We start from the raw sequence: 24,314 nt of genomic DNA on the forward strand, positions 1-24,314 counted from the left end.
AAAATGAAGGAGGAGAAAACTTTGAACTTAACAGACGATATACAATTACAAGAATTAAAAAATGCCTTTATTTCTTTTTACGGGAATTCGGAAGAAAAAATTATTTTTGCGGCTTCACCTGCTCGCATAAATATAATAGGCGAACACATAGATTATAACGGAGGTCTTGTACTTCCTGCGTCGGTGAATTTATATTTAAGGATTGCCTTGCGTAAACGGCGGGATAAAAAAATAATTTACCGCTCGGTTAAATCGGAAAAAGTTTTTGAATTTGAGCTTGACGGAAATTTAGCCTTTGATGAAGAAAAAGATTATGCAAATTATTTAAACGGAATGTTTTTGTTTTTAAAAGAAAGGGGCTTAAAGGCCGACACCGGTTTTGAGCTTTTAATCACAAGCGACATTCCGCAAGGAAGCGGTATATCTTCTTCGGCTGCCTTGGAGCTTTGTTTCGGCAAAATTATTTCTCATGCCTTTGATTTTGAAATCAACGGAGTTGAGCTTGCTAAAACCGGCAGGCGTGTCGAAAATGAATTTTTAGGCCTTAAATCGGGAATTATGGATCAGTTTTCGATAGCTATGGGTAAAAAAAATCAGGCCCTGCTTTTAGACACTTCCTCACTGGAGTATGAGTACATTCCTCTCGAAACCGAGCCTTACCGAATTGTAATTATGAATTCAAATAAGCCGCGCAAATTGACGGAATCTAAATACAACGAAAGAAAGGAAGAATGCGAAAAAGCCCTTGCCTTTTTACAAAAAGAAAAAGATATAAATTTTTTGTGCGATCTAAGTGTTTCCGATTTTAAAAAATTGGAGCAAGGCTTGGCTTCCAATTTGGGAGAAAAATTTGCCCGCAGGGTAAGGCATTGCGTTACCGAGATGGACAGGGTAAGGCGGAGTGCCGAAGCCTTAAAAAATAAGGACTTAAAACTTTTAGGCGATTATCTAAACCAATCCCACCTTTCCTTAAAAGACGATTACGAGGTTACCGGAAAAGAACTGGATGCTCTTTTCTTTGCAGCCATAAAAGAAAAAAGCTGTATCGGTGCAAGGATGACAGGTGCCGGCTTTTCGGGCTGTGCCATCGCCATTGTTCACAAGGACGGCTTTGAAGACTTTGCCGAAAGGGTCGGGAAGGAGTACACGGAACAAACCGGCTTTACCGCCTCATTTTTTGCCTGCCAAGCATCCGACGGAGTATCTGTTATTTCGGTGTAATTTTAACCGCAAAGCTCGGTGTCAAAATAATAAATCAGTCCTTGACGGCTGCCGCGGATAAAGTACTTCCACCATAAGACGAGATGAGGGCTTAAGGGCTCTCCTATTTTTTGAGTCTTGAGCATCCGTTCTTTTAGCTTCGGTTCAAGGTCAAACGATTTTTTTATTGCTTCCCGAATAGAAAGGCCGTGTACATCAAAGGCCGTATTTAAAAAATCTTTAAAAAATGAAGGGTAGAGAATTTCATCTTCTTCTATCAAAATAGAATTTTCCAATAGCTTATCGAAGCTTTTGTTTTTAATTTTGTCTGTGCTTTTGTTTTGCGGAAATTTAAAAAAGTTCGGCGGATAATTATTTTGCTCAGCTATTGAAGGGTTTGTCTTTTCAAAAAAAAGATTTGTTTTGCTGTTTGCTTTTTCAAGGCGCAAAAAGATTTTTTGGACGGCCTCCATGCTTGCCTTGACTGCTTCCTCATAGCTTTCTGCAGAGCTTAGGACATTGCCGCATTTTTCTACATTGTTTTTAGGAAAGACAGCCTCATCATTTTCAAAGAGGCGTGGTAAAACATCTTTTACGTTTTTTGTGCTTCTTGCTCCTTCAAGCCCTTCTATTTTTTTTATTATTCCCGGCACCGAAATCCAAGCCCGTTCTGCACTAAACCGGGCGGCACCACCTATGGGAAGCTCATCTACGGGTTCGCCTAGGGCGATTTTGACGGCGGCCTTAGTTACATTAAAGCCCGAAGAATAGGGAACCGTCCAGCCTGACATGTAACCCCCTGAAAGGCGGGCCGCGATTTCGCCGACACAGGCAGTCCTTTTGTCGCCCTTTTGGGGATCGGCTTTTCGTAAAAAAATATCTCCCTTGGCCGCTCCGTTTGTAAGCCCCAAGGCCCTTATGCCTAGGCAAAAAACTCTTATAAGCTCATCGCATTCTTCTTTGCCCTTAATAGACGGAATCGTGTGCCCCATTTCGACAAAGTATGGCGGGAAAAAAATATGCCTGTCTGCGAGGGCGTTTAAAAAAATCTCTCCGTTTACAACGAGGGCTTCAAGCGAAAACTCTTCACCGTCGATGAACTCCTCGGCGATGGCCTTTCCGCTCCGCGAAAAATTTACCGCATCTTCTAAGGCCGGTCTTAACTCCTCTTGGGAGTAAACCAAGCGGCAGCCGCGGGCTCCCATATTGTCGGCAGGTTTTATCGTAATAGGAAAGGGAATGTCTTTTTGTTTTAAGATTTGAAGAGCCTCATCGATTTCGTTTTTAAAAATATGGGTAAACTTAGGGGAAGGTACTCCGTGCTTTTCAAAGCACTCCCTCATCAAGACCTTATCGCTTGCGCGGCGGGCTGCTTCCAAGCTGTGCCCGGGAAGAGACCGACTTTCTGCAACGGCTGCAACCGATACTGAAAAGTCCGTAGCTGCAGTAAAGACCCCGTCCAGGCCGGCTATGCCCTTATCGGCCGGGCCGCCTTCTTCTTTTAACTTTTTTGCAAGGTCTATGAGGGAAGGAATATCTTTTAAATCTATCGGAAAAAATTTGTCGGCCTCTTTTGCACAAACCGCATTCGGGTTTCCGTCGACAGCTATAACCTCACAGCCCAATTCCTTTGCAGCCCTTATTGCAGGCCCCTGCATTAACCCTGCTCCTAAAATCAAAATCCGCTTTTTATTTTCTTTCATATCCGGCTTAAACTCATCCTAATTCTAAAAATTTAAAAGCCTGTCGGAATATCTATAAAACAGGTCTCAAGGTTTGTATCAAGTTCAAGCTTTTTTGCAACCAATTGAACGCCTACGGTTTCCGTTTGGTAATGCCCGCCTGCAATAACATTTATTCTGTTTTCGAGGGCATTGTGATAGGTAATGTGTTCTATTTCGCCCGTTATGTATAAGTCGAGCCCTAAGGCTATGGCATCATCTATTTCCGAAGCGGCTCCTCCCGAAATGACTCCCACGGTTTTAATCTTTTTAGGTCCGAAGGGAAGGATGTTTGCAGGTTTTTCTCCTTGGGGGAAAAGCTTATTTACAATCTCGTCTATCTCCAAGCCTTCTTCCGACCCCGGCTTTGCAGGAAGGCTGCCGTAAAGACCTATGTTTATACCCCTGTACATTCCGAACTCTTTTAAGTTTTCAAGCTCAAGGCGGCGGGCAAGCCCGATGTTGTTCCCGTAAAGAGGATGAGCATCGAGGGGAAGGTGAACGGCATAAAGCACAATGTCATTGTCTAAAAGAGCTTTTATCCTGTGATAATGATTTCCCATAATCCTTAAAGAGCGGCTCCATAAAAGGCCGTGGTGTACGAAGAGCATATCGGCCTTCCGCTCGGCGGCTTCCTTTATCGATTGAAGACAGGCATCTACTGCAAAGGCAATTTTTTTTATTTCTTTTCCGCTGTTTTGCACTTGAACGCCGTTTTGCGACAAATCCTGAGCCGCAAAGGCATCTATGTTTAATAATTCGGTAAAATAAAGATCAAGGTCTTTTAACTTCATAATAATCCCCCGCAAAAACTTTTGTTAGATTATACTTTAGATTCTTTTTGAATTCAAGACGGCGGGATGATTGACGATTTATCAATCAAGTTTTATGCGGATTGATGAGGCTATTTAAAAAAATATGTTTTCGTTTCGTAAAAACTATGATATAATTATTCTTAATTAATTTAAGGAGGTTTGAGTATGCAACTTACTCGGGAACAGGAAGAAATTTTAAACGGTTCTCAAGGAGAGATGCAGGCTAAGGTTTTAAAAACCTTGGTCATGTATGGTGAAGCCTTTGGTGCCGAAAGGCTTGTGAAAGTTACGGGAAGATACGGACATCTTGTTACAAGTTTTGGGATAGGAGTTATGAAGCCGGTTTATAAATTGATGGATGAACTTCTTCAATCCCAAGCTGTTTCAGGGATTCCGTTTACGGTAGACCCGCGTCCGCTCGATGACGTGGTGCCCAAAAGTTTTTTGGAACGCCTTGTTTTTAGGTTTATGTACAGCAAGCAGGAAGAATATGAAAAGCAGCTTAAAGCTATGGGGCTTCTTTCAGATGAGGGCTACACTTGCACTTGCTATTTCGATGAGGTAGGGAATACGCCGAAGAAGGGAGAAATCTTAAGCTGGGCCGAATCCTCTGCCGTTAATTATGCAAACTCGGTATTGGGAGCGAGGTGTAATCGCAATTCAGGTATCATCGAAATGTTCGGGCTTATTGCAGGCTGGGTACCCGAGTTCGGCTTATTGACCGATGAGGGGCGTAAGGCCGATTTAATTGTCGAGATCGAAACCGAAAATCTAGCCGAAGCCCAACTTTTGGGAAGCGCTATAGGAATCAAGGCTGTTGAAAACGTGCCCTACATTCGAGGCTTGGATAAATTTTTAGGACATGATCTGAATGAGGAGGTAAGAGCCTACTTTAAGGATATGGGAGCCGCCATGGCATCCAACGGAGCCGTCGGTTTATACCATGTCGAAAACCTGACGCCTGAGGCGAAGGAATCCGGGGCTTCTTTAATCCGTAAAAATGCAGAGACCTATAAAATTACCGAAGCCGAGCTTTTGAGGATAAGAGCTTCATATCCTGATATTAGAAAAAATAAAAATGCCGCTCCCGAGCTTTGTTTTATAGGCTGTCCTCATCTTTCAAAACAACAGCTCATTAAATGGACAAATACTATAGAAAGAAAGTTAAAGGAAAATAACAAATCAAAAATTTCTATACCGACGGTTATGACTTCGCCAAGGGGAGTTTTAAAGGAGTTTTCCAAAACCGAGGAATATGCAAAATTAAAATCCTTCGGTCTTCTTTTTTCTGAAACCTGTCCCCTCATGTATATGAATAACCCGCTTTGTGCAAAAAAATCGGTTATCACAAATTCCAATAAACTTAGAACCTATACTACGGCTGTCTACTATAAGGACGATGAAATAGCCGATCTAATTACGGGAGGCGTTTAATATGAAAACATTTAAGGGAAGAGTAATTGTTCCGGGAACAGTATCGGCAGAGGCCCTTGTAAGCTCTCAAGGTTTTAATACCCTTGCAAGCTTTCAAAAAGCTTTGATGTTCGGGGATAAGAAGGCTCATTGCTCCGATCAAAACAATCCGGACTTGTATAAAAAGGAAATAGCAGGGAAGGCTCTTTGTCTTCCGCAGACCATAGGCTCAACTACGGGCGGAATGGTTATATTCTGTGCCGCTTCTATGGGCCGGCAGCCTGCCTGTATGCTTTTTTCGGAACCCATAGATTCATTGGCTGCAGCAGGCGTAATCCTTGCAGCAAACTTTGCCGATAATCCTATTCCTACAATCGATAACTTGGGAAAAGAATTTTTATCTGCGGTTAAAAGCGGAAGCAGAATCGAAGTTAAAGAAGGTGGTGAAGTTTTAATTGAAGACTAAGGGTTCAATTTAAAACTATAGAGTATAAAACTATTTGGAGGAAACTTATGAAATTTGATGCCGAAATAAAAAAGATGGTGGACGCTTACGGCGGATGGATGGAAGGCGATTTTGAAAACAGGGCAGGGGGAACAGGCCGAATGACTAAGGCTCTCTATCCTTACACCCAATTATTTTCGCCTATTTTAATAAACAAAACAAAAATTAAAAACCGGGTTGTAATGGGGCCGATGGGAAACATAAATATGTGTGAAGAATCGGGACGGCCCAACAAAAAAATGCTCGAATATTTTTTTGCCAGAGCTAAGGGAGGTGTCGGCTTATTGACAACCGGCCTTGTACCCATAAGCCACGGAATAGATCACTCGGTAACGGAACCTCATAATTATTCTTACTTTCCCCGTATCGACGGAACACGTACAAACCTTGTAGGCTGGAGGGATCTGGCTCAGGGCTGCCATGCCTTTGGAAGTAAGATCTTTATTCAGTTGACCCCGGGGTTGGGCCGTGTAGGGAACCCCCAATGTCTTTTAACCAAGTTTAGATTTCCCGTATCGGCCTCGAATAATCCTAACTTTTATATTTCCGAAATTCCAAGCCTTCGCCTTTCCGGCCGTGCCTTAGGAAAAATTATAAAAAATGCAGGACAGGCTGCCGCCGATGCCAAGGAGTGCGGGCTTGACGGCATCTATCTTCACGGCCATGAAGGCTATCTTCTTGAGCAGTTGACCAACCCGGCCTTTAACCGCCGTAAAATCGGAAAATATGCCGACTGGCAAAGATTCGGGCTTGATCTTGTAAAAGAAATAAGAAACAGGGCCGGTGCCGATTACCCTATCATGTACCGTATAGATCTTTCCCTTGCTCTTAACGAAACCTATGGGGAAGAAGGCATGAAGGTTAAGCAGCTTAAAAAATTTAAAAACGGAAGAACAATTCAAGAGACCCTTGATTATATGAAAAATCTTGTAAAATGCGGAGTAGATATTTTTGACGTAGATCTGGGATGTTACGATAACTGGTGGCTTCCCCATCCTCCCGGAGGAATGCCTGCTGGCTGTTTCCTGGAAGTGTCAAAAATAGTAAAAGACTATTTTGCTTCCAATAATATTATATCCAATGCCGGAGTCCCTGTTCCTGTGGTAGCTGTCGGAAAATTGGGCTATCCCGATGTTGCAGAAACCGCATTACGAAACGGTGACTGCGATATGGTCATGCTGGCCCGCCCCTTATTGGCCGATGCCGATTGGTGTAATAAGGCCTATGCAGGAAGAGTCGAAGATATCAGGCCCTGTATAGGATGTCAGGAAGGCTGTATTAACGAATTTGTTTTAGGAGGGCATCCCCAATGTGCGGTCAACCCGCGCACCGGTTTTGAAGATGTGCTTCCCTTTGATGCACCTGCGGCCGAGGTGAAAAAAAATATCGCCGTTATCGGTGCAGGCCCCGCAGGTATCTTGTTTGCATCCAAGGCTGCAAAAAGAGGTCATACTGTAGAGCTCTTTGAAAAAACGGACAGGGTAGGCGGCAGCGTAATTACGGGAAGTGTGCCTAAAATTAAATACGATTTTGAAAACTATTTAAACTATCTTAAAACAGAGGTAGAAAAGGCTAAGACCCTGCCTAACTTTAAACTTTCTTTAAACACTGAAGTTGATTTGGAAAATTTAAAAAACAAAAAATTCGATGCCGTAATTTTTGCATACGGAGGTAAACCCATTTCTCTTTCCGTTCCGGGAATTGAAAAGGCAAAGACGATTCAGGCCGTAGATCTTCTTTTAAATCCTAAAGAGGCGGAAGATGCTCAAAAGATTGTTATAATAGGCGGAGGTGTTGTAGGATGTGAAACAGCCTATTGGCTGAAATATGAGCTCAAAAAAGATGTTACGGTAGTAGAAATGCTTCCTTATTTTATGAAAGGAGTTTGTACGGCTAATAGAGGCTACCTTATCTACTATATGCAAAAGGCCGGTGTTAAACTTTTAAACTGTGCAAAGCTTATAGGGCTTGATTCGGGAAAGGCCCTTGTAGAAAAAAATATTTCGAAAGGTGTTCCGAATCCTTATAATACTTGGCAGCCCATCCTGCCTGAAAATATTCCTAATCCTCTTGAAAAAAAAATAGGCAATGAAACTCAAAGACTTGAGCTTGATGCCGATTTAATCGTTTTTGCCGTTGGAAATAAAACCGATGATAGTCTTTACCTTTCGGCTCAAGCTGCAAACATAGCACCTGAGATTTACAACATAGGGGACAGTTCTTTTTCGGGAAAGGTTTTGGAAGCAACCCGTGCTGCCGAAAGGCTTGCAGCCGGAATTTAGTTTATATGCTTAAATTTAACCTGTATAGATGTGATCATGCTGGCCGTCTGCATTAAGACCTGCTGTAGGTCCGATGGTTGAGTCTGATGCGGGGGATCCAGCATCTCCCAAGGCTCCGGCTGTACCGAGTAAGCAAACAATAGCGGCAGGGTTGAAACCTAATTTTATACTCAGCGGAAGATAGATGGTTGCAATAATCGGGATTGTACCGAAGGATATTCCGACATTGTGCTGTCAACTTTTTTGTTAAAATTTATATTTTTTCCTTGACAATCGGCATAAGCTATGCGATAATCTAGTAATGCAAAATATATGGGTTATTAGGCAGCTTATATATTTTGAGTAAAACTTTTATGGAGGATATTTTTATGGAAAAATCCAAAATTAAACCAAATGGTTTAGCTCTGTTGCCTTTTTTAATTTTTGTTGTCGTTTACCTTGGAATAGGTGTAACACTTGTTGCAAAAGGCGATCCGATGGGTTTTTATGGCTTTAAGGGGCCTATTGCGGTTATTGTAGGTATTATAGCCGCTTTTTTGATGCACAAAGGTTCTATGAATGAAAAATTCGATGCATTGATTAAGGGATGCGGAGATGAAAACATTATTACTATGTGTATTATTTACATTTTAGCAGGCGCCTTTTCGGTTGTTTCAAAACAGATGGGAGGCGTTGACTCTACGGTAAACCTTGGTTTAACATTAATTCCTGCTAACTTTGTTACTGCCGGTCTGTTTATTATCTGCTGTTTTTTATCTATCGCAACAGGTACCAGTGTTGGAACTATTGCTGCCGTAGGTCCTATAGCTGTAGGTTTTGCAGAGAAAGCCGGTATTTCAATGCCTCTCATGATTGCTTCTATGGTAGGCGGTGCAATGTTCGGAGATAACCTTTCCATTATTTCCGATACAACAATTGCAGCTACAAGAACCCAAAATGTAGAAATGAGAGATAAATTTAGGGTAAACATGGCCTTAGCCTTGCCTGCCGCTCTTATAACATTAGTTCTTCTTTTGATTTTCGGAAGACCTGCTGTTCCTCCCCAAATCGAGTCCTTGGAATTCAGTATTGTTAAAGTCTTACCCTACATATTCGTATTGGTTGCTGCCATTGCCGGCCTTAACGTATTTGTAGTTCTTCTTGGAGGAATTGTATTCTCAGGTGTTATAGGAATGGTTTATGGGGCATTTGATCCTTTACAGTGGACAAATCATATCTATGACGGCTTTAACGGAATGTTTGAAATATTCTTGCTCTCTATGTTAACCGGAGGTCTTGCCTATATGGTTACACAGGCCGGCGGTATGGAATGGCTCTTACAAAAAATAAAGGGTATGGTAAAGGGAAGAAAATCAGCCGAGCTCGGTATCGGTGCCCTAACCCTTATTACCGATGCTGCAACAGCCAACAACACCGTTGCAATTATTATCGATGGACCCATAGCGAAGGAAATGTGCGAAGAGTTTAAGGTTGACCCGCGAAGGTCTGCCTCTCTTCTTGATGCCTTCTCCTGTGTAATGCAGGGACTAATCCCCTACGGTGCTCAGCTTTTAATAGCCTGCTCGTTCACAAACGGTCTTGTAAGCCCGGTAGGCGTTATACCCCTATTGTGGTATCAGCTCTTATTGGCAGTTTTATTAACTCTTTCTATCTTCTTCCCGTTTGCAGACGGATACATTAAAAAGCATCCTTGGAATTTTGAAGAGTGGAAGGCTGTTAAAGCAAAATAACTTATTGGATTGTAAGTCTTTATTTTTAAACTAAAGCTTAAGCCTTAGTTTAAGCTAAAACTAAAACCCGAGATTCTTTATGAGTTTCGGGTTTTTATTTGAATATTTTAAATATTTTTCTTTGCCCCTTTTAGAGAAAACAAAACAATACTTGCTATAATGACTACGCCGCCTATAGCCGTGCCTGCATTTAAAGTTTCACCGAGAGCAATATAACCCAAAATACTTGCTATCAAAGGATTACCAAAGAGAAAATTAGTAACATCACTTGTTTTTTCCGCTATTTCTATCCCCTTGTTAAAACAAAAATATCCAAGGGCACTTGTAAAAATTCCTAAATAAATGAGGCTTCCGGTATACTTGAATTCCGCATTAATAATTTGTTTATATGCATCTACACAAAAAGGAGATAAAATAATGGCTGCGGCAATCATACTGTAGGTAACAATCTCTATTGAGGTATAGCCCATCTTTCCGAGCTTTCTGCTTAAGATATTGTAACCGCAGAAAAAAACGGCAGCTGTCAGAGTCCAGAGGACTCCTATGTTTATCGATAGGATTCCCTTCCACAAAATAATAATTAAGACACCGCCAAAGGCAGAAATAATTGATAAGACTCCTATCTTGCTTATTTTTTCTCCGTAAATGAGAGAAGCAGCGGCTGCCGTCATTATGGGAGTTGTAGCGATTATAATGCTTGATGTTGCGGCAGTAATTGTTTTAAGCCCCATATTAAAAACTATAAGATACAGGGCAAAGCCGAGTGCGCCCGACAAAAAGAAAAGGCCTATATGCCGTACCTTGAACGGCGGGCGTAAATTATTAAATTTTCCTATAATCAAAAGAACAATACTTGCTAAAACACATCTTAAAAAGCCTAATGCTTCCGGACCGAAATGCATCAAAGCAAATCGTGAAAACGGAAAAGAGGAGGCAAAAAAAATAACAGCCATTAAAGCAAATAAGTATGATTTTATTTTATTGGACATAGCATGACTCTGGATTTAATATAGACTTTCGTCTAAGGCTATGATATAATAAGATCATAATGAAGTCAAGTATGAGTGTTATAGTTAAATTTTATTTAGTAAACAGTTTATTTTATTTGGTTTTTCTCGCAGTTATGTTTATTGTTTTAAACCGCCTAATTACAGGGCCTGTCAGTTTTGGAGCTCCCTTAATTTTTATTCTTTTAATTCCTGTCATAATTGTAGTTGCTGCATTTTTTTTGGCTCATAAATTTACCGGTTCTGCTTTTCATGCTGTTCCTCCTATTATAATTACGATCTTTATTCTTTTAATTCCTAGAGGCGTAAGATTCGTAAAAAAAAACTACATTCCGGCAGATTTTGAAGAGCTAGTCTGTGTGTATGATGAATATTATAATGCAAAAGGAAAGACCATTGCCGGTATAAAAGACGGGTTATTTAAATATTACGTCAGGGATACAGGCATTCTTCACCACGAAGCTGTTTGGTCAAAAGGTGTGATAGACGGCTATTCCGTTTTTTATTATCCTGACGGACAAAAAGAAATGGAGGGTAATTTAACGCCGATAAAAGATTTGCCTGTTTTTTTTGAAGACAGGGTCTACCGCTGCGGGAAATGGCTTTTTTATAATAAGGACGGCTCATTAAGAGATACCCGAATCTACGATGAGAACGGTATTCTTATTTCGAGCGATGCTTGCCGTTTGTATCAAAAAAAAGAAGGTGAAAATCTATATAGAATCTATGAACTAAAAACCATGCTCCCCTTTACGGGAAAAATTACACGTGAAGCCGTTATCGATGATAAGGATGACTATCCTTATCACACAACAGCCGAAATAAGGGACGGTTATATGGAAGGTCCTTGGGAAGAATTTTCTTCTTTTGACGGACTTGTTCTTGTAAGCCGCGGAAACGCAAAATCAGGCTATCTTGACGGCGAATACACTTCTTATTATGAAGACGGGCAGATCGAAGAAAAGGCTTTTTTTGTTATGGGAAAATTTGATGGAGAGTATAAGGCCTTTTATCAAAACGGTAATCTTCAATGTTCCATATTTTTTAAAGATCGTCATCGTCAAGGCCTTGCTCAATGGTTTTATGAAAACGGAAACCTTGAAACGGAAATAGAATATGACAATTCCGGAAATATAATCAATGAAAGAAATTTTGATAAAAACGGAAATATGATATCAAACAAGGATTAATTTCTTTTTTACCTGCTGTTATTTTTGAATTTTTCGATTTTTATACTTGCGCTAATACAATAAATGTCTTATAATAATCGCAATATGTGTCTTTTATTTGGAGGAAGATATGGATAAAAAAGAATTAGAAAAACTGGGATTTGCTTCAAAACAGATTCATGCAGGAAGCATCAAGAACAAATACGGTGCCTTAGCTACACCTATTTATCAAACTTCAACATTTGCATTTGACTCTGCAGAGCAGGGCGGCCGCAGATTTGCCTTAGAGGAAGATGGCTATATCTATACCCGCTTAGGCAATCCTACGACTACAGTTGTTGAGGAAAAACTTGCCTGTCTTGAAAACGGTGAAGCATGTATGTCTGCAAGCTCCGGTATCGGTGCCGTTACCTCATGTATTTGGTCAATTGTAAATGCAGGAGATCACATCGTTGCAGGAAAAACTCTTTACGGCTGTACCTTTGCTTTTTTAAATCATGGTCTTTCACGCTTCGGTGTTGAGGTAAGCTTTGTCGATACACGTGATCCTGAAAATGTTAAAAAAGCCTTAAAACCGAATACAAAGGCTGTTTATTTGGAAACACCTGCTAACCCTAACATGTATCTTTGCGATATTGCAGAAATAAGCAAAATTGCTCATGCTCATAATCCTGAATGTAAGGTAATAGTAGACAATACCTATATGACACCCTATCTTCAGAGACCTCTTGATTTAGGTGCAGACGTTGTTCTTCACTCTGCAACAAAATACCTAAACGGACATGGAGATGTTATTGCAGGTTTTGTTGTAGGAAAAAAAGAATTCATCGATCAGGTACGCTTTGTAGGTGTCAAAGACATGACAGGTTCTACATTGGGCCCCTTTGAAGCCTACTTAATCGGCCGCGGTATGAAGACACTCGATATCCGAATGGAAAAACACTGTGCCAATGCTCAGAAAGTAGCAGAGTTCTTGGAAAAACATCCTGCAGTTGAATCCATCGCCTTCCCCGGTCTTAAGTCCTTCCCGCAATACGAGCTTGCAAAAAAGCAGATGAAGCTTTGCGGAGCCATGATTGCCTTTACCGTTAAGGGAGGTTTGGAAGCAGGTAAGACTCTTATAAATTCCGTTAAGTTTGCAACTATTGCAGTAAGCTTAGGTGATGCCGAAACCCTCATCCAGCATCCTGCAAGTATGACTCACTCTCCTTATACACCCGAAGAAAGAGCCGCTTCGGACATTGCCGAAGGTTTGGTACGCCTTTCTGTAGGTCTTGAAGATGCTGAGGATATTATTGCCGACTTAAAGCAAGCCTTGGATAAACTTGTTAAATAAGTCTTAATTTAAAAACGGACAGGTGTTTTCACCTGTCCGTATTTAAAATGGAGGTTGTTGATTTTTGAAAGCAGCTGTGTTTGCCGGAACCACAGTTGATACCCGAATGGGAGTAGAACTTTTAAAAGGGCACGGTTTAGAAGCTATTGCCGTTCCTATGTCGAGTAACTGTGATGAGCAATCAAATTTACAGTATTTTTCACAAGAAGCTCTTGAGGAACTTTTTATTACGAAATCAAAAGAAGCTTTATCCCAAGGAGCTGATATTATCGTCATATATTGTAACTCCTTAAGTGCTGCCGTTGATTATGAAAAAATAAAAAAACTTTTAAATATCGAAATTTTTAGTCCTTTAGATACATATAAAAATTTACCCGGCTATTGTAAAAATATAGCTATTTTAGCTGCAAACGGATTATCGGCTTATACAATAGACAGGATTATTCAAAGCTATAACCAAGATAAGAATACTATTCCTATAGGAAATATTAGTATAGTCAGACTCATCGAAAAGGGTCTTAGTCCGGCTGAAATAGTAAAACTATTAAATCTTAAAGGCTTTTTATCTTATCTTGAAAAAATTGAAATAGATGAATACAAAATAGACAGCCTCATATTAGGCTGCACCCATTTTCCATATATAAAAAAAGAATTGGAAAAATACACTTCAATTAGAATTATAGACCCGGCAGATAAAATGCTGGAAACCATATTACATACTAAGGAGAAAAAAGAGTATGCAAAAGAAAACACAAACAATGACCGGTAATAATGCGGCTTCGTATGTAGCCTATGCCTTTACCGATGTGGCTGCCATTTATCCGATTACGCCCTCATCAGATATGGCTGAGCTGGTTGACTCATGGGCTGCCAACGGAAGAAAAAATATTTTCGGTCAAACTGTTCTTGTTTCGGAATTGGAATCCGAAGCGGGAGCTGCAGGATCAATGCACGGAGCCCTTTCTGCCGGAGCCTTAGCTTCAAGCTTTACAGCCAGTCAGGGGCTTTTACTTATGATACCCAATATGTACAAGATGTCTGGTGAACTTTTGCCGGGTGTTTTGCATGTATCGGCCAGAGCCCTTTCGTCTCATGCCCTTTCTATTTTCGGCGATCATCAGGACGTTATGGCTTGCCGTCAGACCGGTTTCGGTATGCTTGCCTCAGGCTCGGTTCAGGAAATCATCGACCTCGGCGGTATTGCTCACCTTGCAGCAATAAAGGGAAGAGTTCCCTTCCTCCACTTTTTTGACGGGTTTAGAACCAGCCATGAACTTCAAAATGTCGAACTCATCGATTATGAAGAGTTCGCAAAGATGCTTGATTGGAAGGCCTTAAACGATTGGCGCACCACAGCCATGAATCCCGAGCATCCCTTTACAAAGGGAACGGCTCAAAACCCCGATGTTTATTTCCAAGCCTCGGAAGCCTCAAATAAATTCTACACAGACGTTGTAGAAATAGTTGCAGACTATATGAAGCAGATTTCTGCCTTGACAGGAAGAACTTACCGCCCCTTCGACTATCACGGAGCACCCGATGCCGAACGAGTAATTATCGCCATGGGTTCTATCACCGAGACGGCCGAAGAAACGGTTGACTACCTTGTTTCTAAGGGAGAAAAGGTAGGTCTTATTAAGGTAAGACTTTACCGCCCCTTCTCGCCTAAATATCTTTTTGATGTAATGCCGAAGACGGTTAAAAAGATTGCCGTTCTTGACCGAACAAAGGAAAAAGGCGCTCTTTATGAACCCCTTCATTTGGATATACTCGGTGCTTACATTGATGTACCCAATAAGCCCTTAATCGTGGGCGGAAGGTACGGCTTGGCTTCTAAGGATACGACCCCCTCAATGGTAAAGGCCGTATTCGATAATCTTAAAGCCGATGCACCTAAAAATAACTTTACTGTAGGAATCGAAGACGATCTTACCAATTTAAGCCTTCCTGTTTTAGAGGAAATTAAAACCGAACCTGCCGGAACAATCAGATGTAAATTCTGGGGCTTCGGTTCTGACGGAACTGTCGGTGCAAATAAGAGCGCCATCAAGATTATCGGAGACAGCACGGGTATGTATGCCCAGGCCTATTTTGCCTATGACAGTAAAAAATCGGGAGGCGTAACAATTTCTCACCTCCGCTTCGGAAAGCAGCCGATAAAGTCAACATACCTTATAAGCGATGCCGACTTTATTTCTTGTTCAAAACAGTCCTATGTTCATCAATACGATTTATTGAAGGGCTTAAAAAAAGGCGGAACCTTCTTGCTTAACTGTCTCTGGTCAGATGAGGAGCTTGAAGCCAACCTCCCCGGCGAGATGAAACGCTTTATCGCAAAAAATGAAATTAAGTTTTATACCATAAACGCTACAGGTATTGCTCAAGATATCGGTCTGGGCGGAAGAATCAATATGATAATGCAGTCTGCCTTCTTTAAACTTGCAGAAATTATTCCTATTGAAGAAGCCGTTGACAGTTTAAAAAAATCCATAGTAAGAGATTACGGTAAAAAGGGTGAAGACATCGTAAACATGAACTATGCAGCAGTAGAAAAGGGAGTTAACTCTCTTCACATGGTTGCCGTTCCTGCCGCTTGGGCAAATGCAGAGGATTCTGCTATTTTAAATTCTCATCTTCCGCCCTATGTACGCAATGTACTTATTCCTATCAACAGGCAGGAAGGCGATGCTCTAAAGGTAAGTACCTTTAAGGGTGTTGAAGACGGAAGAATGCCTAACTGCACAAGCCGATATGAAAAGCGCGGCGTTGCTGTTGAAGTTCCGCATTGGATAAAGGAAAACTGTATTCAGTGTAACCAGTGTTCATTTGTATGTCCGCACGCCGTAATCCGCCCCTTCCTTCTTGACGAAAAAGAAAGATCTGCAAAGCCTGAAGGCTTTGAGACAATAAAGGCCAACGGAAAAGGTCTTGAAGGGCTTGAGTACAGGATGCAGGTTTCGGTTATGGACTGCACAGGCTGTTCAAACTGTGCAAATGTCTGTCCTGCAAAGAACAAGGCCCTCGTTATGAAGCCCTTAGCAGAGGAAGAAGCTCAGGCGAAAAACTGGGACTATGCAGTTGACAATGTTTCTACAAAGCACGGTCTTATGGATCAGTTCTCGGTTAAGGGAAGCCAGTTTAAGCAGCCTCTCTTGGAATTCCACGGAGCTTGTGCAGGCTGCGGCGAAACAGCTTATGCAACCCTTGTTACCCGTCTTTTCGGAGACCGCATGATGATAGCAAATGCTTCAGGCTGTTCTTCGATATGGGGAGGTTCTTATCCCACTGCCGGCTTTACCTATAACGAAAAGGGTAAGGGTCCCACTTGGGCAAGTTCTCTTTTTGAAGACAATGCAAACTACGGCTACGGAATGGCCCTCGGTGCCCGCAAGCTAAGAGAACAAGCCGAAGACTATATGAAAAAATTTATCGAGCTCAATGTCGGAACCGATTTTACTCCGCTCTTTAAAGAATGGATTGAAAACAAAAAAGATGTTGAAGCAAATATCCTGACCTGCGATAAGATTAAGGCCCTCTTTGATGCTCATCAGCCGCCTAGAAATACGGCCGTAAAGAATACGGATGCTGCCGATTATCTTCCTCAACCCGAAAGCCACACCTTCAAATATAATACGGGAAATATCGAGGCTGACAGGCTCTTGGAATATATCTACAAGCTGAAGGACTTTATCGTCAAAAAGAGTGTATGGTCCTTCGGAGGAGACGGATGGGCCTACGATATCGGTTACGGCGGTCTTGATCACACCATGGCTTCGGGCGAAGACTTTAACATCCTCGTATTCGATACTGAAGTTTATTCCAATACGGGAGGACAGTCCTCAAAGTCGACCCCCACAGCGGCTGTTGCAAAATTTGCGGCAGGCGGAAAACGAATCCGCAAAAAGGATTTGGGTGCAATGCTTATGACCTACGGCTATGTTTATGTAGCTCAGGTTGCCATAGGTTCCAATATGAGCCAGTTTGTAAAGGCCATAAAAGAAGCCGAAAGCTATGACGGTCCTTCTATCGTTATCTGTTACGCTCCCTGTATTAACCACGGACTCAGATCCGGAATGGGAAGAAGCGTTGAACAGGAGAAAAAGGCTGTTGAGGCCGGCTATTGGCACCTATACCGCTTTGACCCGCGCTTAAAAGCTGAAGGCAAAAATCCCTTCCAGCTCGACAGCAAGGAACCGACCGGCTCATTCCAAGACTTCATCAACTCCGAGGTCCGCTACACCTCGCTTAAAAAGACCTTCCCCGATGTTGCGGAAGTCTTATTCAAGCACGCAGAGGAAGACGCTAAGGAGAGGTATAATCGGTATAAGCGTATGGCCGAGTAATTTTTATTGGCTCCTAGTACTCGCCTCGGCTATTTAAAAATTGAATTTTTAAACAGCCGGGCGATTACGCTGCCGCTCCAATAAAAATTAGCTGATAAGCGGACATCCTTTTCCTACGGGAAAAGATGTCCGCTTTTTTTATGTTTAAGATTGTTTTTTGATTTGTGATTGCTATAATTTTTGTATTTCTTCTTTACTAAGGCCTGTTCCTTCAGCTATTTTTTCGATATCTATTCCTAGTTTTTTAAACATAGAGGCTGTTTCAAGTTTTGTTTTATATGCTCCATCAGCAAAGCCTTGTTCAATTCCGGCTTCAAGCCCCTGTTGATAACCTTCATTTATACATGAAGCTTTATCGTGTTCATATTTCATGCGGGATTCATAGAGCCATCTATCCTTGGGACTCATTTCAATTATTTCTATCATTGTATTTGCCTTTCTCATCATGGGTGATTCTTGTGCCAACATCTTTCTTACCTCCTTATCATCGGTTTCGATAAATTTTAGCCAGTTTAATAAGCCTTTTGTTTTATTATCTTTGCATTGAGATTCTTTTAAGGTTTTAGCTTTTTCAAGGTTTAGTATATGAATCTCAAGCTTTGAAAGTAAGGGCTCTTTTGTGTCTTTTTCCAGAACAAGATACTTGTTGTGGAGACGTTTGTTTTTATTAAAACCTTGCCCTATTAAGTTTATTGTAATACACTTTGGAAGTTTTGTATAGTCTTGACCTTGCTTTATACCTCCATTGTACATTTTAGACCAATAATACAAAGTTCTCTCAGCAAAATCACGGTGCCAAAGGTTTTGAATTTCGATATCTACAAAAGTTCCGTCTTTTATTCTTAGTTTTATATCCAATACACCTAATTTTTCACTTAAAAGCTCCTTATGAAACTCCTTATCTAAAAGTTCCAAACCTGCGATGTTTTCAGACGGAATATCCAGAATGCATTCCAGAAAATCCTGTAGAATATCCTTGTTTTCTTCTACTCCGAAGACACGCTTAAAGGCGTAGTCGTTTCGCAGGGTAATTTTAAATGCTTGTTTCATATCAACCTCCATGATAAATTATTTAAAGGAATATTTTTCCCCTCTCATAATTATTATAGAAATTGTTTGTAATACATAGGAAAATTTTAAAAAATTCAAGAAAATAACCGGCCTTCCCGAATCCGAAATCGAAAAACTGTAATCTATTTGTCAAACTCTTTTGCTTTTAAGCAAGCTTCAATGCAGGCCGACCATAGCTTATCGGGAGAGGGCGGAAGGGCGGAAATTTCTATTTGTTTTTTTGTTTGAGGATGGCAGAAATTTAGGGAGTAGGCGTGGAGTCTTATTCCGCCCGATTTTTCGGTGCGCTCAAAGCCGTATTTGATGTCTCCCTTTATTGGCATCCCCAAATGGGCGAGCTGAATGCGGATTTGATGGGTGCGGCCTGTTTCGGGAAAGACCCGTAAAAAATTATAGTTATCGCCGATACCTGAAAGCTCCCAATAAAGCGAGGCTTTTTTTCCTCTTTGTTTTGATTCGGTTACAAAGCCCTTTTGTATTTTGGTGTTAAACTCAAGATAGGCTTCGCACAATTCTTTTTTGTACAAAGACTTAGGGTTTATTTTAAAATCGGCTGCGGGGGATTTAGTTTTGGCTTCTTCTCTTTTTTTGCAGATTGCCCAATATTCTTTTTTTACACTTTTTTCTTTAAAAAGATTATTTAGTTTTGTATGTATTTGAGGAGAAAAAGCTACAAGAACCAAGCCGCTTACCGGCTTATCCAAGCGGTTTACGGCCTCGGCATATTTTTTTTCGCTAAAGGCTTTTTTAAAAAAGGTCTGGGAATTATCTCCGCAGTTTTTTAAAACCACGGCAAAAAAATTGTCTTCAAATAAAATTCTCACTTCATTTTGCATTTAAAAATCCCTGACCAAAAAATTCTAAAGCATGATATAAAAAAATCAATAGCCTTGTCAACAGGTTTTAATTTGTTCAAGCATATCGGCTGATGACGGCTCTTGACAATATCGCCAAAAAGATAAATAATGTCTCAATCTTAAAGTTATTTACCTTTAAGAATTTTAAACATTTTATTAGGGGGAACCTATGTCGAATATCCATGATATGGAATTTTTACAAAAGAAAGTTCAAGAATTAAAAGAGCAGGGCTTATACAAGGAGCTTGTTACTCTTGAAGGTCCGAGTGACGCGGAATGTGTTATTAACGGAAAAAAAGTTATTAACCTTTCATCCAACAACTACCTAGGATTTGCCAATCATCCTCGCCTTAAAAAGGCTGCTATCGAAGCAATCGAAAAATACGGAGCCGGAGCCGGAGCCGTACGCCCCATCATCGGTAACATGAAGATTCATGACGACTTGGAAAAACTCTTAGCCGAATTTAAAAGAGAAGAAGCCGTTTTAGCCTTCCAATCGGGTTTTAACTGCAATGCAGGCGTTATCCAGGCCATTACAGATAAGGGAGACCTAATCATCTCCGATCAGCTTAACCACGCTTCAATCATCGACGGTACCCGCCTTTCAAAAGCCGACAAGGCAGTTTTCCAACACTCGGATATGGCTGACCTTGAAAGAGTTTTAAAAGAAAAAAGAAACAACTACAACAACGTTTTGATTATAACCGACGGAGTTTTCTCTATGGACGGAGATATCGCCAAGCTCCCCGAAATCGTTGCTCTTGCAGAAAAATATAATTGTCTAACCTATGTTGACGATGCCCACTCAAGCGGTGTTTTGGGAGAAAGCGGACGCGGAACCGTAGACCACTTTAAGCTTCACGGAAGGGTTGATGTTGCAATGGGAACTCTTTCAAAGGCTATCGGTGTCGTAGGCGGTTATGTCGCAGGAAAGAAGGTAACAATCGACTGGCTTAAAAACAGAGGCCGCCCCTTCTTATTCTCGACAGGTCTTCCTCCTGCAGCAGTAGGAGCCGCCATAGAAGCCGTTAAGATGCTCATGGAATCAACCGAACATACGGACAAACTTTGGGCAAATGCCAAGCACTTTAAAGAGGGCTTAGGAAAGCTCGGCTACAATATCGGCCGCAGCGAAACCCCCATCACCCCGATTATCATCGGAGATGAGGCCAAGACCTTGGAATTCTCCAAAAAGCTCTTTGAAAACGGTATGTTCTCAGGCCCCATCGTATTCCCCACAGTTCCCAAGGGAACCGGCCGAGTCCGATGTATGGTAACTGCAGGCCACACCACAGAGCAGCTTGACAGAGCCGTAAAAATCTGTGAAAAAGTCGGCAAAGAAATGGGAATTCTTTAATCCTATTCTTTGAATGCGGAAAAGCACCGATTTGGAAAGCTCAAACCGGTGCTTTATTTATAGGGAAAAGTTTATGGCAGCAACAAATAACAATGAAGAAAAATATAAGCGCCCCTCATGGGATGAATACTTTATGGATGTTTGCAGGGCAATTGCAAAAAGAGCTACCTGTGACCGCGGAAGGTCGGGCTGTGTTATTGCACGCGATCACCAAATTCTTGTTACCGGCTATGTAGGAGCTCCCACAGGCCTTCCTCATTGCGATGATGTCGGTCACCAATTTAAAAAACTTCAGCACGAGGACGGAAGCATTACCCAACACTGCGTGAGAACCGTCCATGCAGAACAAAACGCCATCTGTCAGGCAGCAAAGCGAGGTATCGGCATAGACGGAGCAACCCTCTACTGCAAGATGACCCCCTGCCGTACTTGCGCCATGCTCATCATAAATTGCGGAATAGTGCGTGTCGTAGCCGAAAAACGCTATCACGATTCAGCCGATACAATCGAAATGTTTAAAAAAGCAGGGATAATCCTTGAGCATATTTCCGATTCACTCGAAGAATATAAGGGTCAGTAGGGAATCACTCTTTTTACTTTTAAGCCTTTAGAGAGATAATGCCCATTCTTTGAATTCGTAATAGTCGGGAGAGAGATTTACCGCTTTTAAGGGCCTATATTGCAGGCTTTCAAGTCTATCCGGTAATGAAGGCGGCCTTCCTATGGCCGGTTTCATGATTTCGGGGAACTTTGCAGGATGAGAGGTCTGAAGAATTATGCCTATCATGTTGTTTCTCCGGATCGAAGATGCCCATGTTTCTACATCTGCATATTTTGAAGGAATTCCCGGTTCTTCGCCGCTTTCGGAATTTTTTCTCTTTACTGAATTTAAGACTCCGTGGTAGATATCCTGCCATGCAGTCCACGCCATACCGCCGTAAGGATCGATAATATAACCTGTTCTTTCATGACAAGACCTGACAGCTGTCACGGTTCCTGCACCGTCAAGCCAATAAGGAATTATCAGTTTTTTTAGTTCTTCAAAATCGTAGATTTGAAGCATACGTTTAAAGTTGATTGTATTTGGAATATCCAGGGCCGGCGTATTGGTTTTTATTGCTGTTCTTTTTTCAAAATCTCCAAGGGTCAGCCAGTCTGAAAGAGCATGATTTTCGTTTTCTGCCGAAATAAAGCCGCTTATTGGAGTTCCCATTTTTTTTGCAATCAGGGCTGCCGTAAGAGATGAAAAACTTCCTGAAGGCACTGAAGCTATAATTGAAGGATTTTCAATTTTGTTATCGTAATCGCTGCGGTATAAGACGGTCAGGGCTGCATATACAAAAAAGGCCGTTTGCGGTAAAAGAGGTGCTATGTTTAAGGCTCCTCCCGAGACCAATTTTAATTTTTTCAGTAAATCTTCATCTTTTATTGCCTTATCCACAAGATTTTCACAATCTTCAAAGGATCCTTCCACACAAACGGGGTAGATATTTTTAGGCATTGAAGAAAGGATGTTTTCCTGTATTTCCGTTAATGAGCCTTGAGGATATAAAAGGAGGGCATTGACTCCCGTAACCTTGGAAACGGCTGAGGCAAGAGCACAGGCTCTTTCTCCTGAGGCTGCAACAATGAGGTTAATCTCTCCGTCTTCGTCTCTGTTAAAATATTCTAAAAGATAGGCTAAAAAACCGGCCCCGATGTCCTTGTAGTTGCATGTAGGTCCGTGAAATAGCTCTAAAACGTAGGTTGTGGGCGTTATCGGGTTTATCGGTAGCCTGTGAGGATAAAACTGGGCTATTATCGACATTAGATCGCCTTCAGGGATTTCGTCTCCGCAAAAATTCTTTATAATTTCAAAACTTATATCCCTAAAAGAAGACGGAGGATTTCGGTAAATCATGGCCTGACTTACCTTGCCGAATTCCGCCGGCATAAAAACTCCCCCCGTTTCAGAGTTAAAACCTCTTAGTACGGCTTCTTTAAAAGAGACCTGAATATTTTTATCGGTTATATCGTAAAATTTCATCCCTACTTATCCACAAGTTTTACATAGATTCTTCACATTTGATATTTTACAATATAAATCATTCATTGTCAATTATCAAGTCAATCAAGTTTTAGACTTGACATTTATGTTTTTTCATACTAATATCAGAAATGAGAGGTAACACATGAGAGCAACAGATATTATTATGAAAAAACGCGGAATAAAGGGGCAAAATCTTGAACCCTTAAACCGCAAAGAGATAGAGTTTATTGTAAATTCTTATGTAAGAGGTGAAATCCCCGAATACCAGATTTCGGCATGGCTTATGGCCGTGTATTTTAACGGAATGACCTTTGAAGAAACTGCCGTCCTTACCGATGTTATGCTTCATTCCGGGAAGGTTATGGATCTTTCAGGGCTTGAAGGGCCCTTTGTCGATAAACACTCTACCGGAGGGGTAGGGGATAAGCTCTCTCTTCCGCTTGCACCCATTGTTGCGTCAAACGGCATTAAGGTTCCCATGATGAGCGGCCGGGCCCTTGGCCATACGGGCGGAACCCTCGATAAGCTTGAAGCCGTTACGGGTTACCGTACCAACTTAACGGAAGCCGAATTTAGATCCTTTATAGAAAAAACAGGCTTTGCGATGACGGGGCAGACAAAGGAAATTGTTCCTGCCGACCGCCTCCTTTATGCGATGCGCGATGTTACGGCCACGGTCGAATCGGTTCCGCTTATTACTTCGAGTATTTTGTCGAAAAAAGTTGCGGAAGGCTCCGAAGCCCTCGTTTTCGATGTAAAATGCGGAAAGGGCGCCTTTATGAAGACCTTGGACGATGCAGAGGCTCTTGCAGTGAGCCTTGTAGGCACGGCTAAGGCGATGGGAAAAAAGGCGAGGGCTCTTATAACCAATATGAATGAACCCCTCGGCACAATGGCCGGAAACTTTTTGGAAATAGAAGAAACCATCGATATTCTAAAGGGACAAGGCCCCGCCGACAGCACCGAGCTCACCCTGCATCTGGCAGCCCACATGCTCATCCTCGGCGGCAAGGCAAAGACTGAAGAAGAAGGCCTTGTTCTTGCAAAAGAAGCCGTAAGCTCAGGCAAGGCCTTGGAGCTTTTTATGCAGAATATAGAACTTCAGGGCGGTAATCCTAAGACCCTCATGGCCGAGTACAAAACCCGCCGAAGCAAATTCTTTGAAGAATTGAGGGCCGAGAAGGACGGCTTTATCGAAAGCATAAATGCCTTTGAGGTCGGAATGGCCGGCGTAAACCTCGGAGTCGGAAGAAACAAAACCACCGATCCCGTATGCCCCGATGCCGGAGTCGAAATTTTAAAGCACAAGGGAGACTCTGTAAAAAAAGGCGACCTTATAATGAGGGTCTACGGAAAGGATTCGGCTTCCGTTTCCGCTTCGATGCCCTTATTGAAAAATGCCTTAGCATATTCCGATAAGGCTCCGCAAAAGGATAAGCTTATTTTTAAAATTATCAAACAAGAAGATCTTTAAAATTT

At 41.6% G+C, this 24,314-nt stretch carries 18 protein-coding genes and 1 pseudogene; 12 read left to right on the forward strand and 7 right to left on the reverse strand.

All coding sequences use genetic code 11. The annotated features are described in order from the left end of the window. Positions 1-21 precede the first annotated feature (21 nt). Positions 22-1,221, forward strand: coding sequence for a galactokinase (locus E4O07_RS02600; RefSeq protein ID WP_253687142.1), 1,200 nt, complete (start codon positions 22-24; stop codon positions 1,219-1,221). Between the two features lie 2 nt (positions 1,222-1,223). On the opposite strand, the gene E4O07_RS02605 is transcribed toward E4O07_RS02600, so the two are convergent. Together E4O07_RS02605 and E4O07_RS02610 are read right to left on the reverse strand one after the other, a co-directional pair. Further along, positions 1,224-2,903, reverse strand: coding sequence for an ATP-binding protein (locus E4O07_RS02605; protein WP_253687144.1), 1,680 nt, complete (start codon positions 2,901-2,903; stop codon positions 1,224-1,226). Between the two features lie 32 nt (positions 2,904-2,935). Further along, a complete protein-coding gene (locus E4O07_RS02610) occupies positions 2,936-3,715 on the reverse strand; it encodes a Nif3-like dinuclear metal center hexameric protein (RefSeq protein WP_253687145.1) in 780 nt (259 codons plus the stop codon). A gap of 186 nt (positions 3,716-3,901) precedes the next feature. Here E4O07_RS02610 and E4O07_RS02615 point away from each other — a divergent pair, with 186 nt between their 5' ends. Genes E4O07_RS02615 through E4O07_RS02625 form a run of 3 tightly spaced genes read left to right on the forward strand, consistent with a single transcriptional unit; the run spans position 3,902 to position 7,936 of the window. Further along, positions 3,902-5,170: an aconitase X gene (locus tag E4O07_RS02615; protein ID WP_253687146.1), complete on the forward strand. Its 1,269-nt coding sequence runs from the start codon at positions 3,902-3,904 to the stop codon at positions 5,168-5,170. Position 5,171: 1 nt separating this feature from the next. Further along, positions 5,172-5,615: an aconitase X swivel domain-containing protein gene (locus tag E4O07_RS02620; RefSeq protein ID WP_253687147.1), complete on the forward strand. Its 444-nt coding sequence runs from the start codon at positions 5,172-5,174 to the stop codon at positions 5,613-5,615. Between the two features lie 47 nt (positions 5,616-5,662). Continuing rightward, positions 5,663-7,936 carry an oxidoreductase gene (locus tag E4O07_RS02625; protein ID WP_253687149.1) on the forward strand — a complete coding sequence of 758 codons (2,274 nt, stop codon included), beginning with the start codon at positions 5,663-5,665 and terminating at the stop codon, positions 7,934-7,936. Between the two features lie 27 nt (positions 7,937-7,963). On the opposite strand, the pseudogene E4O07_RS02630 reads toward E4O07_RS02625, so the two are convergent. Beyond that, positions 7,964-8,161: pseudogene (locus E4O07_RS02630) on the reverse strand (Na+/H+ antiporter NhaC family protein); the annotation flags it as partial. A gap of 143 nt (positions 8,162-8,304) precedes the next feature. On the opposite strand from E4O07_RS02630, the gene E4O07_RS02635 reads away from it, so the two are divergent. After that, positions 8,305-9,666, forward strand: a complete 1,362-nt coding sequence (locus E4O07_RS02635; protein WP_253687151.1) for a Na+/H+ antiporter NhaC family protein — start codon at positions 8,305-8,307, stop codon at positions 9,664-9,666. Positions 9,667-9,773: 107 nt separating this feature from the next. Here the strand turns inward: E4O07_RS02635 and E4O07_RS02640 are convergent, their stop codons facing one another. Continuing rightward, a complete protein-coding gene (locus E4O07_RS02640; protein ID WP_256488814.1) occupies positions 9,774-10,655 on the reverse strand; it encodes a DMT family transporter in 882 nt (293 codons plus the stop codon). A 71-nt stretch (positions 10,656-10,726) separates the two neighbouring features. Between E4O07_RS02640 and E4O07_RS02645 the strand changes: the two genes are divergently transcribed. The 4 genes from E4O07_RS02645 (at position 10,727) to nifJ (ending at position 17,521) form a co-directional block, all read left to right on the forward strand. Continuing rightward, positions 10,727-11,863, forward strand: coding sequence for a toxin-antitoxin system YwqK family antitoxin (locus E4O07_RS02645; RefSeq protein ID WP_253687155.1), 1,137 nt, complete (start codon positions 10,727-10,729; stop codon positions 11,861-11,863). Between the two features lie 109 nt (positions 11,864-11,972). Then, entirely contained in the window at positions 11,973-13,178 is a 1,206-nt protein-coding gene (gene megL, locus E4O07_RS02650) for a methionine gamma-lyase (RefSeq protein ID WP_253687156.1), read from the forward strand. A gap of 64 nt (positions 13,179-13,242) precedes the next feature. Beyond that, a complete protein-coding gene (locus E4O07_RS02655; RefSeq protein WP_253687158.1) occupies positions 13,243-13,947 on the forward strand; it encodes an aspartate/glutamate racemase family protein in 705 nt (234 codons plus the stop codon). Further along, positions 13,916-17,521 (forward strand): pyruvate:ferredoxin (flavodoxin) oxidoreductase, encoded by a 3,606-nt coding sequence (gene nifJ / locus E4O07_RS02660; RefSeq protein ID WP_253687160.1) that lies wholly within the window; start codon positions 13,916-13,918, stop codon positions 17,519-17,521. Before E4O07_RS02655 ends, nifJ begins: the two co-directional genes overlap by 32 nt. 171 nt (positions 17,522-17,692) lie before the next feature. Here the strand turns inward: nifJ and E4O07_RS02665 are convergent, their stop codons facing one another. Then, positions 17,693-18,571 carry an Rpn family recombination-promoting nuclease/putative transposase gene (locus E4O07_RS02665; RefSeq protein ID WP_253687161.1) on the reverse strand — a complete coding sequence of 293 codons (879 nt, stop codon included), beginning with the start codon at positions 18,569-18,571 and terminating at the stop codon, positions 17,693-17,695. A gap of 143 nt (positions 18,572-18,714) precedes the next feature. Continuing rightward, positions 18,715-19,428 (reverse strand): RluA family pseudouridine synthase, encoded by a 714-nt coding sequence (locus tag E4O07_RS02670; RefSeq protein WP_253687163.1) that lies wholly within the window; start codon positions 19,426-19,428, stop codon positions 18,715-18,717. A 190-nt stretch (positions 19,429-19,618) separates the two neighbouring features. Between E4O07_RS02670 and E4O07_RS02675 the strand changes: the two genes are divergently transcribed. Further along, positions 19,619-20,806, forward strand: coding sequence for a glycine C-acetyltransferase (locus E4O07_RS02675; protein WP_253687165.1), 1,188 nt, complete (start codon positions 19,619-19,621; stop codon positions 20,804-20,806). 73 nt (positions 20,807-20,879) lie between these two features. Further along, the gene (locus tag E4O07_RS02680; protein ID WP_253687167.1) at positions 20,880-21,386 is read left to right on the forward strand and encodes a deoxycytidylate deaminase; all 507 of its coding nucleotides are present in this window, start codon (positions 20,880-20,882) and stop codon (positions 21,384-21,386) included. A gap of 27 nt (positions 21,387-21,413) precedes the next feature. Here E4O07_RS02680 and E4O07_RS02685 read toward each other — a convergent pair whose 3' ends face one another. Continuing rightward, positions 21,414-22,832: a PALP domain-containing protein gene (locus E4O07_RS02685; protein WP_253687169.1), complete on the reverse strand. Its 1,419-nt coding sequence runs from the start codon at positions 22,830-22,832 to the stop codon at positions 21,414-21,416. A 145-nt stretch (positions 22,833-22,977) separates the two neighbouring features. On the opposite strand from E4O07_RS02685, the gene E4O07_RS02690 reads away from it, so the two are divergent. Then, on the forward strand, positions 22,978-24,309 hold the full coding sequence (locus tag E4O07_RS02690; RefSeq protein WP_253687171.1) for a thymidine phosphorylase: 1,332 nt from the start codon (positions 22,978-22,980) through the stop codon (positions 24,307-24,309). The last annotated feature ends 5 nt before the right edge of the window (positions 24,310-24,314 follow it).

This window comes from Treponema sp. OMZ 798, assembly GCF_024181385.1.
Lineage (GTDB): Bacteria > Spirochaetota > Spirochaetia > Treponematales > Treponemataceae > Treponema_B.

Excerpts from the sequence above, each read along its gene's own strand:
- E4O07_RS02690 (WP_253687171.1), top strand. The coding sequence starts at position 22,978 with ATGAGAGCAACAGATATTATTATGAAAAAACGCGGAATAAAGGGGCAA.
- E4O07_RS02685 (WP_253687169.1), bottom strand. The coding sequence starts at position 22,832 with ATGAAATTTTACGATATAACCGATAAAAATATTCAGGTCTCTTTTAAA.
- E4O07_RS02605 (WP_253687144.1), bottom strand. The coding sequence starts at position 2,903 with ATGAAAGAAAATAAAAAGCGGATTTTGATTTTAGGAGCAGGGTTAATG.
- megL (WP_253687156.1), top strand. The coding sequence starts at position 11,973 with ATGGATAAAAAAGAATTAGAAAAACTGGGATTTGCTTCAAAACAGATT.
- E4O07_RS02625 (WP_253687149.1), top strand. The coding sequence starts at position 5,663 with ATGAAATTTGATGCCGAAATAAAAAAGATGGTGGACGCTTACGGCGGA.
- E4O07_RS02635 (WP_253687151.1), top strand. The coding sequence starts at position 8,305 with ATGGAAAAATCCAAAATTAAACCAAATGGTTTAGCTCTGTTGCCTTTT.
- nifJ (WP_253687160.1), top strand. The coding sequence starts at position 13,916 with ATGCAAAAGAAAACACAAACAATGACCGGTAATAATGCGGCTTCGTAT.
- E4O07_RS02665 (WP_253687161.1), bottom strand. The coding sequence starts at position 18,571 with ATGAAACAAGCATTTAAAATTACCCTGCGAAACGACTACGCCTTTAAG.
- E4O07_RS02615 (WP_253687146.1), top strand. The coding sequence starts at position 3,902 with ATGCAACTTACTCGGGAACAGGAAGAAATTTTAAACGGTTCTCAAGGA.
- E4O07_RS02620 (WP_253687147.1), top strand. The coding sequence starts at position 5,172 with ATGAAAACATTTAAGGGAAGAGTAATTGTTCCGGGAACAGTATCGGCA.
- E4O07_RS02640 (WP_256488814.1), bottom strand. The coding sequence starts at position 10,655 with ATGTCCAATAAAATAAAATCATACTTATTTGCTTTAATGGCTGTTATT.
- E4O07_RS02610 (WP_253687145.1), bottom strand. The coding sequence starts at position 3,715 with ATGAAGTTAAAAGACCTTGATCTTTATTTTACCGAATTATTAAACATA.
- E4O07_RS02675 (WP_253687165.1), top strand. The coding sequence starts at position 19,619 with ATGTCGAATATCCATGATATGGAATTTTTACAAAAGAAAGTTCAAGAA.
- E4O07_RS02670 (WP_253687163.1), bottom strand. The coding sequence starts at position 19,428 with ATGCAAAATGAAGTGAGAATTTTATTTGAAGACAATTTTTTTGCCGTG.
- E4O07_RS02645 (WP_253687155.1), top strand. The coding sequence starts at position 10,727 with ATGAGTGTTATAGTTAAATTTTATTTAGTAAACAGTTTATTTTATTTG.
- E4O07_RS02680 (WP_253687167.1), top strand. The coding sequence starts at position 20,880 with ATGGCAGCAACAAATAACAATGAAGAAAAATATAAGCGCCCCTCATGG.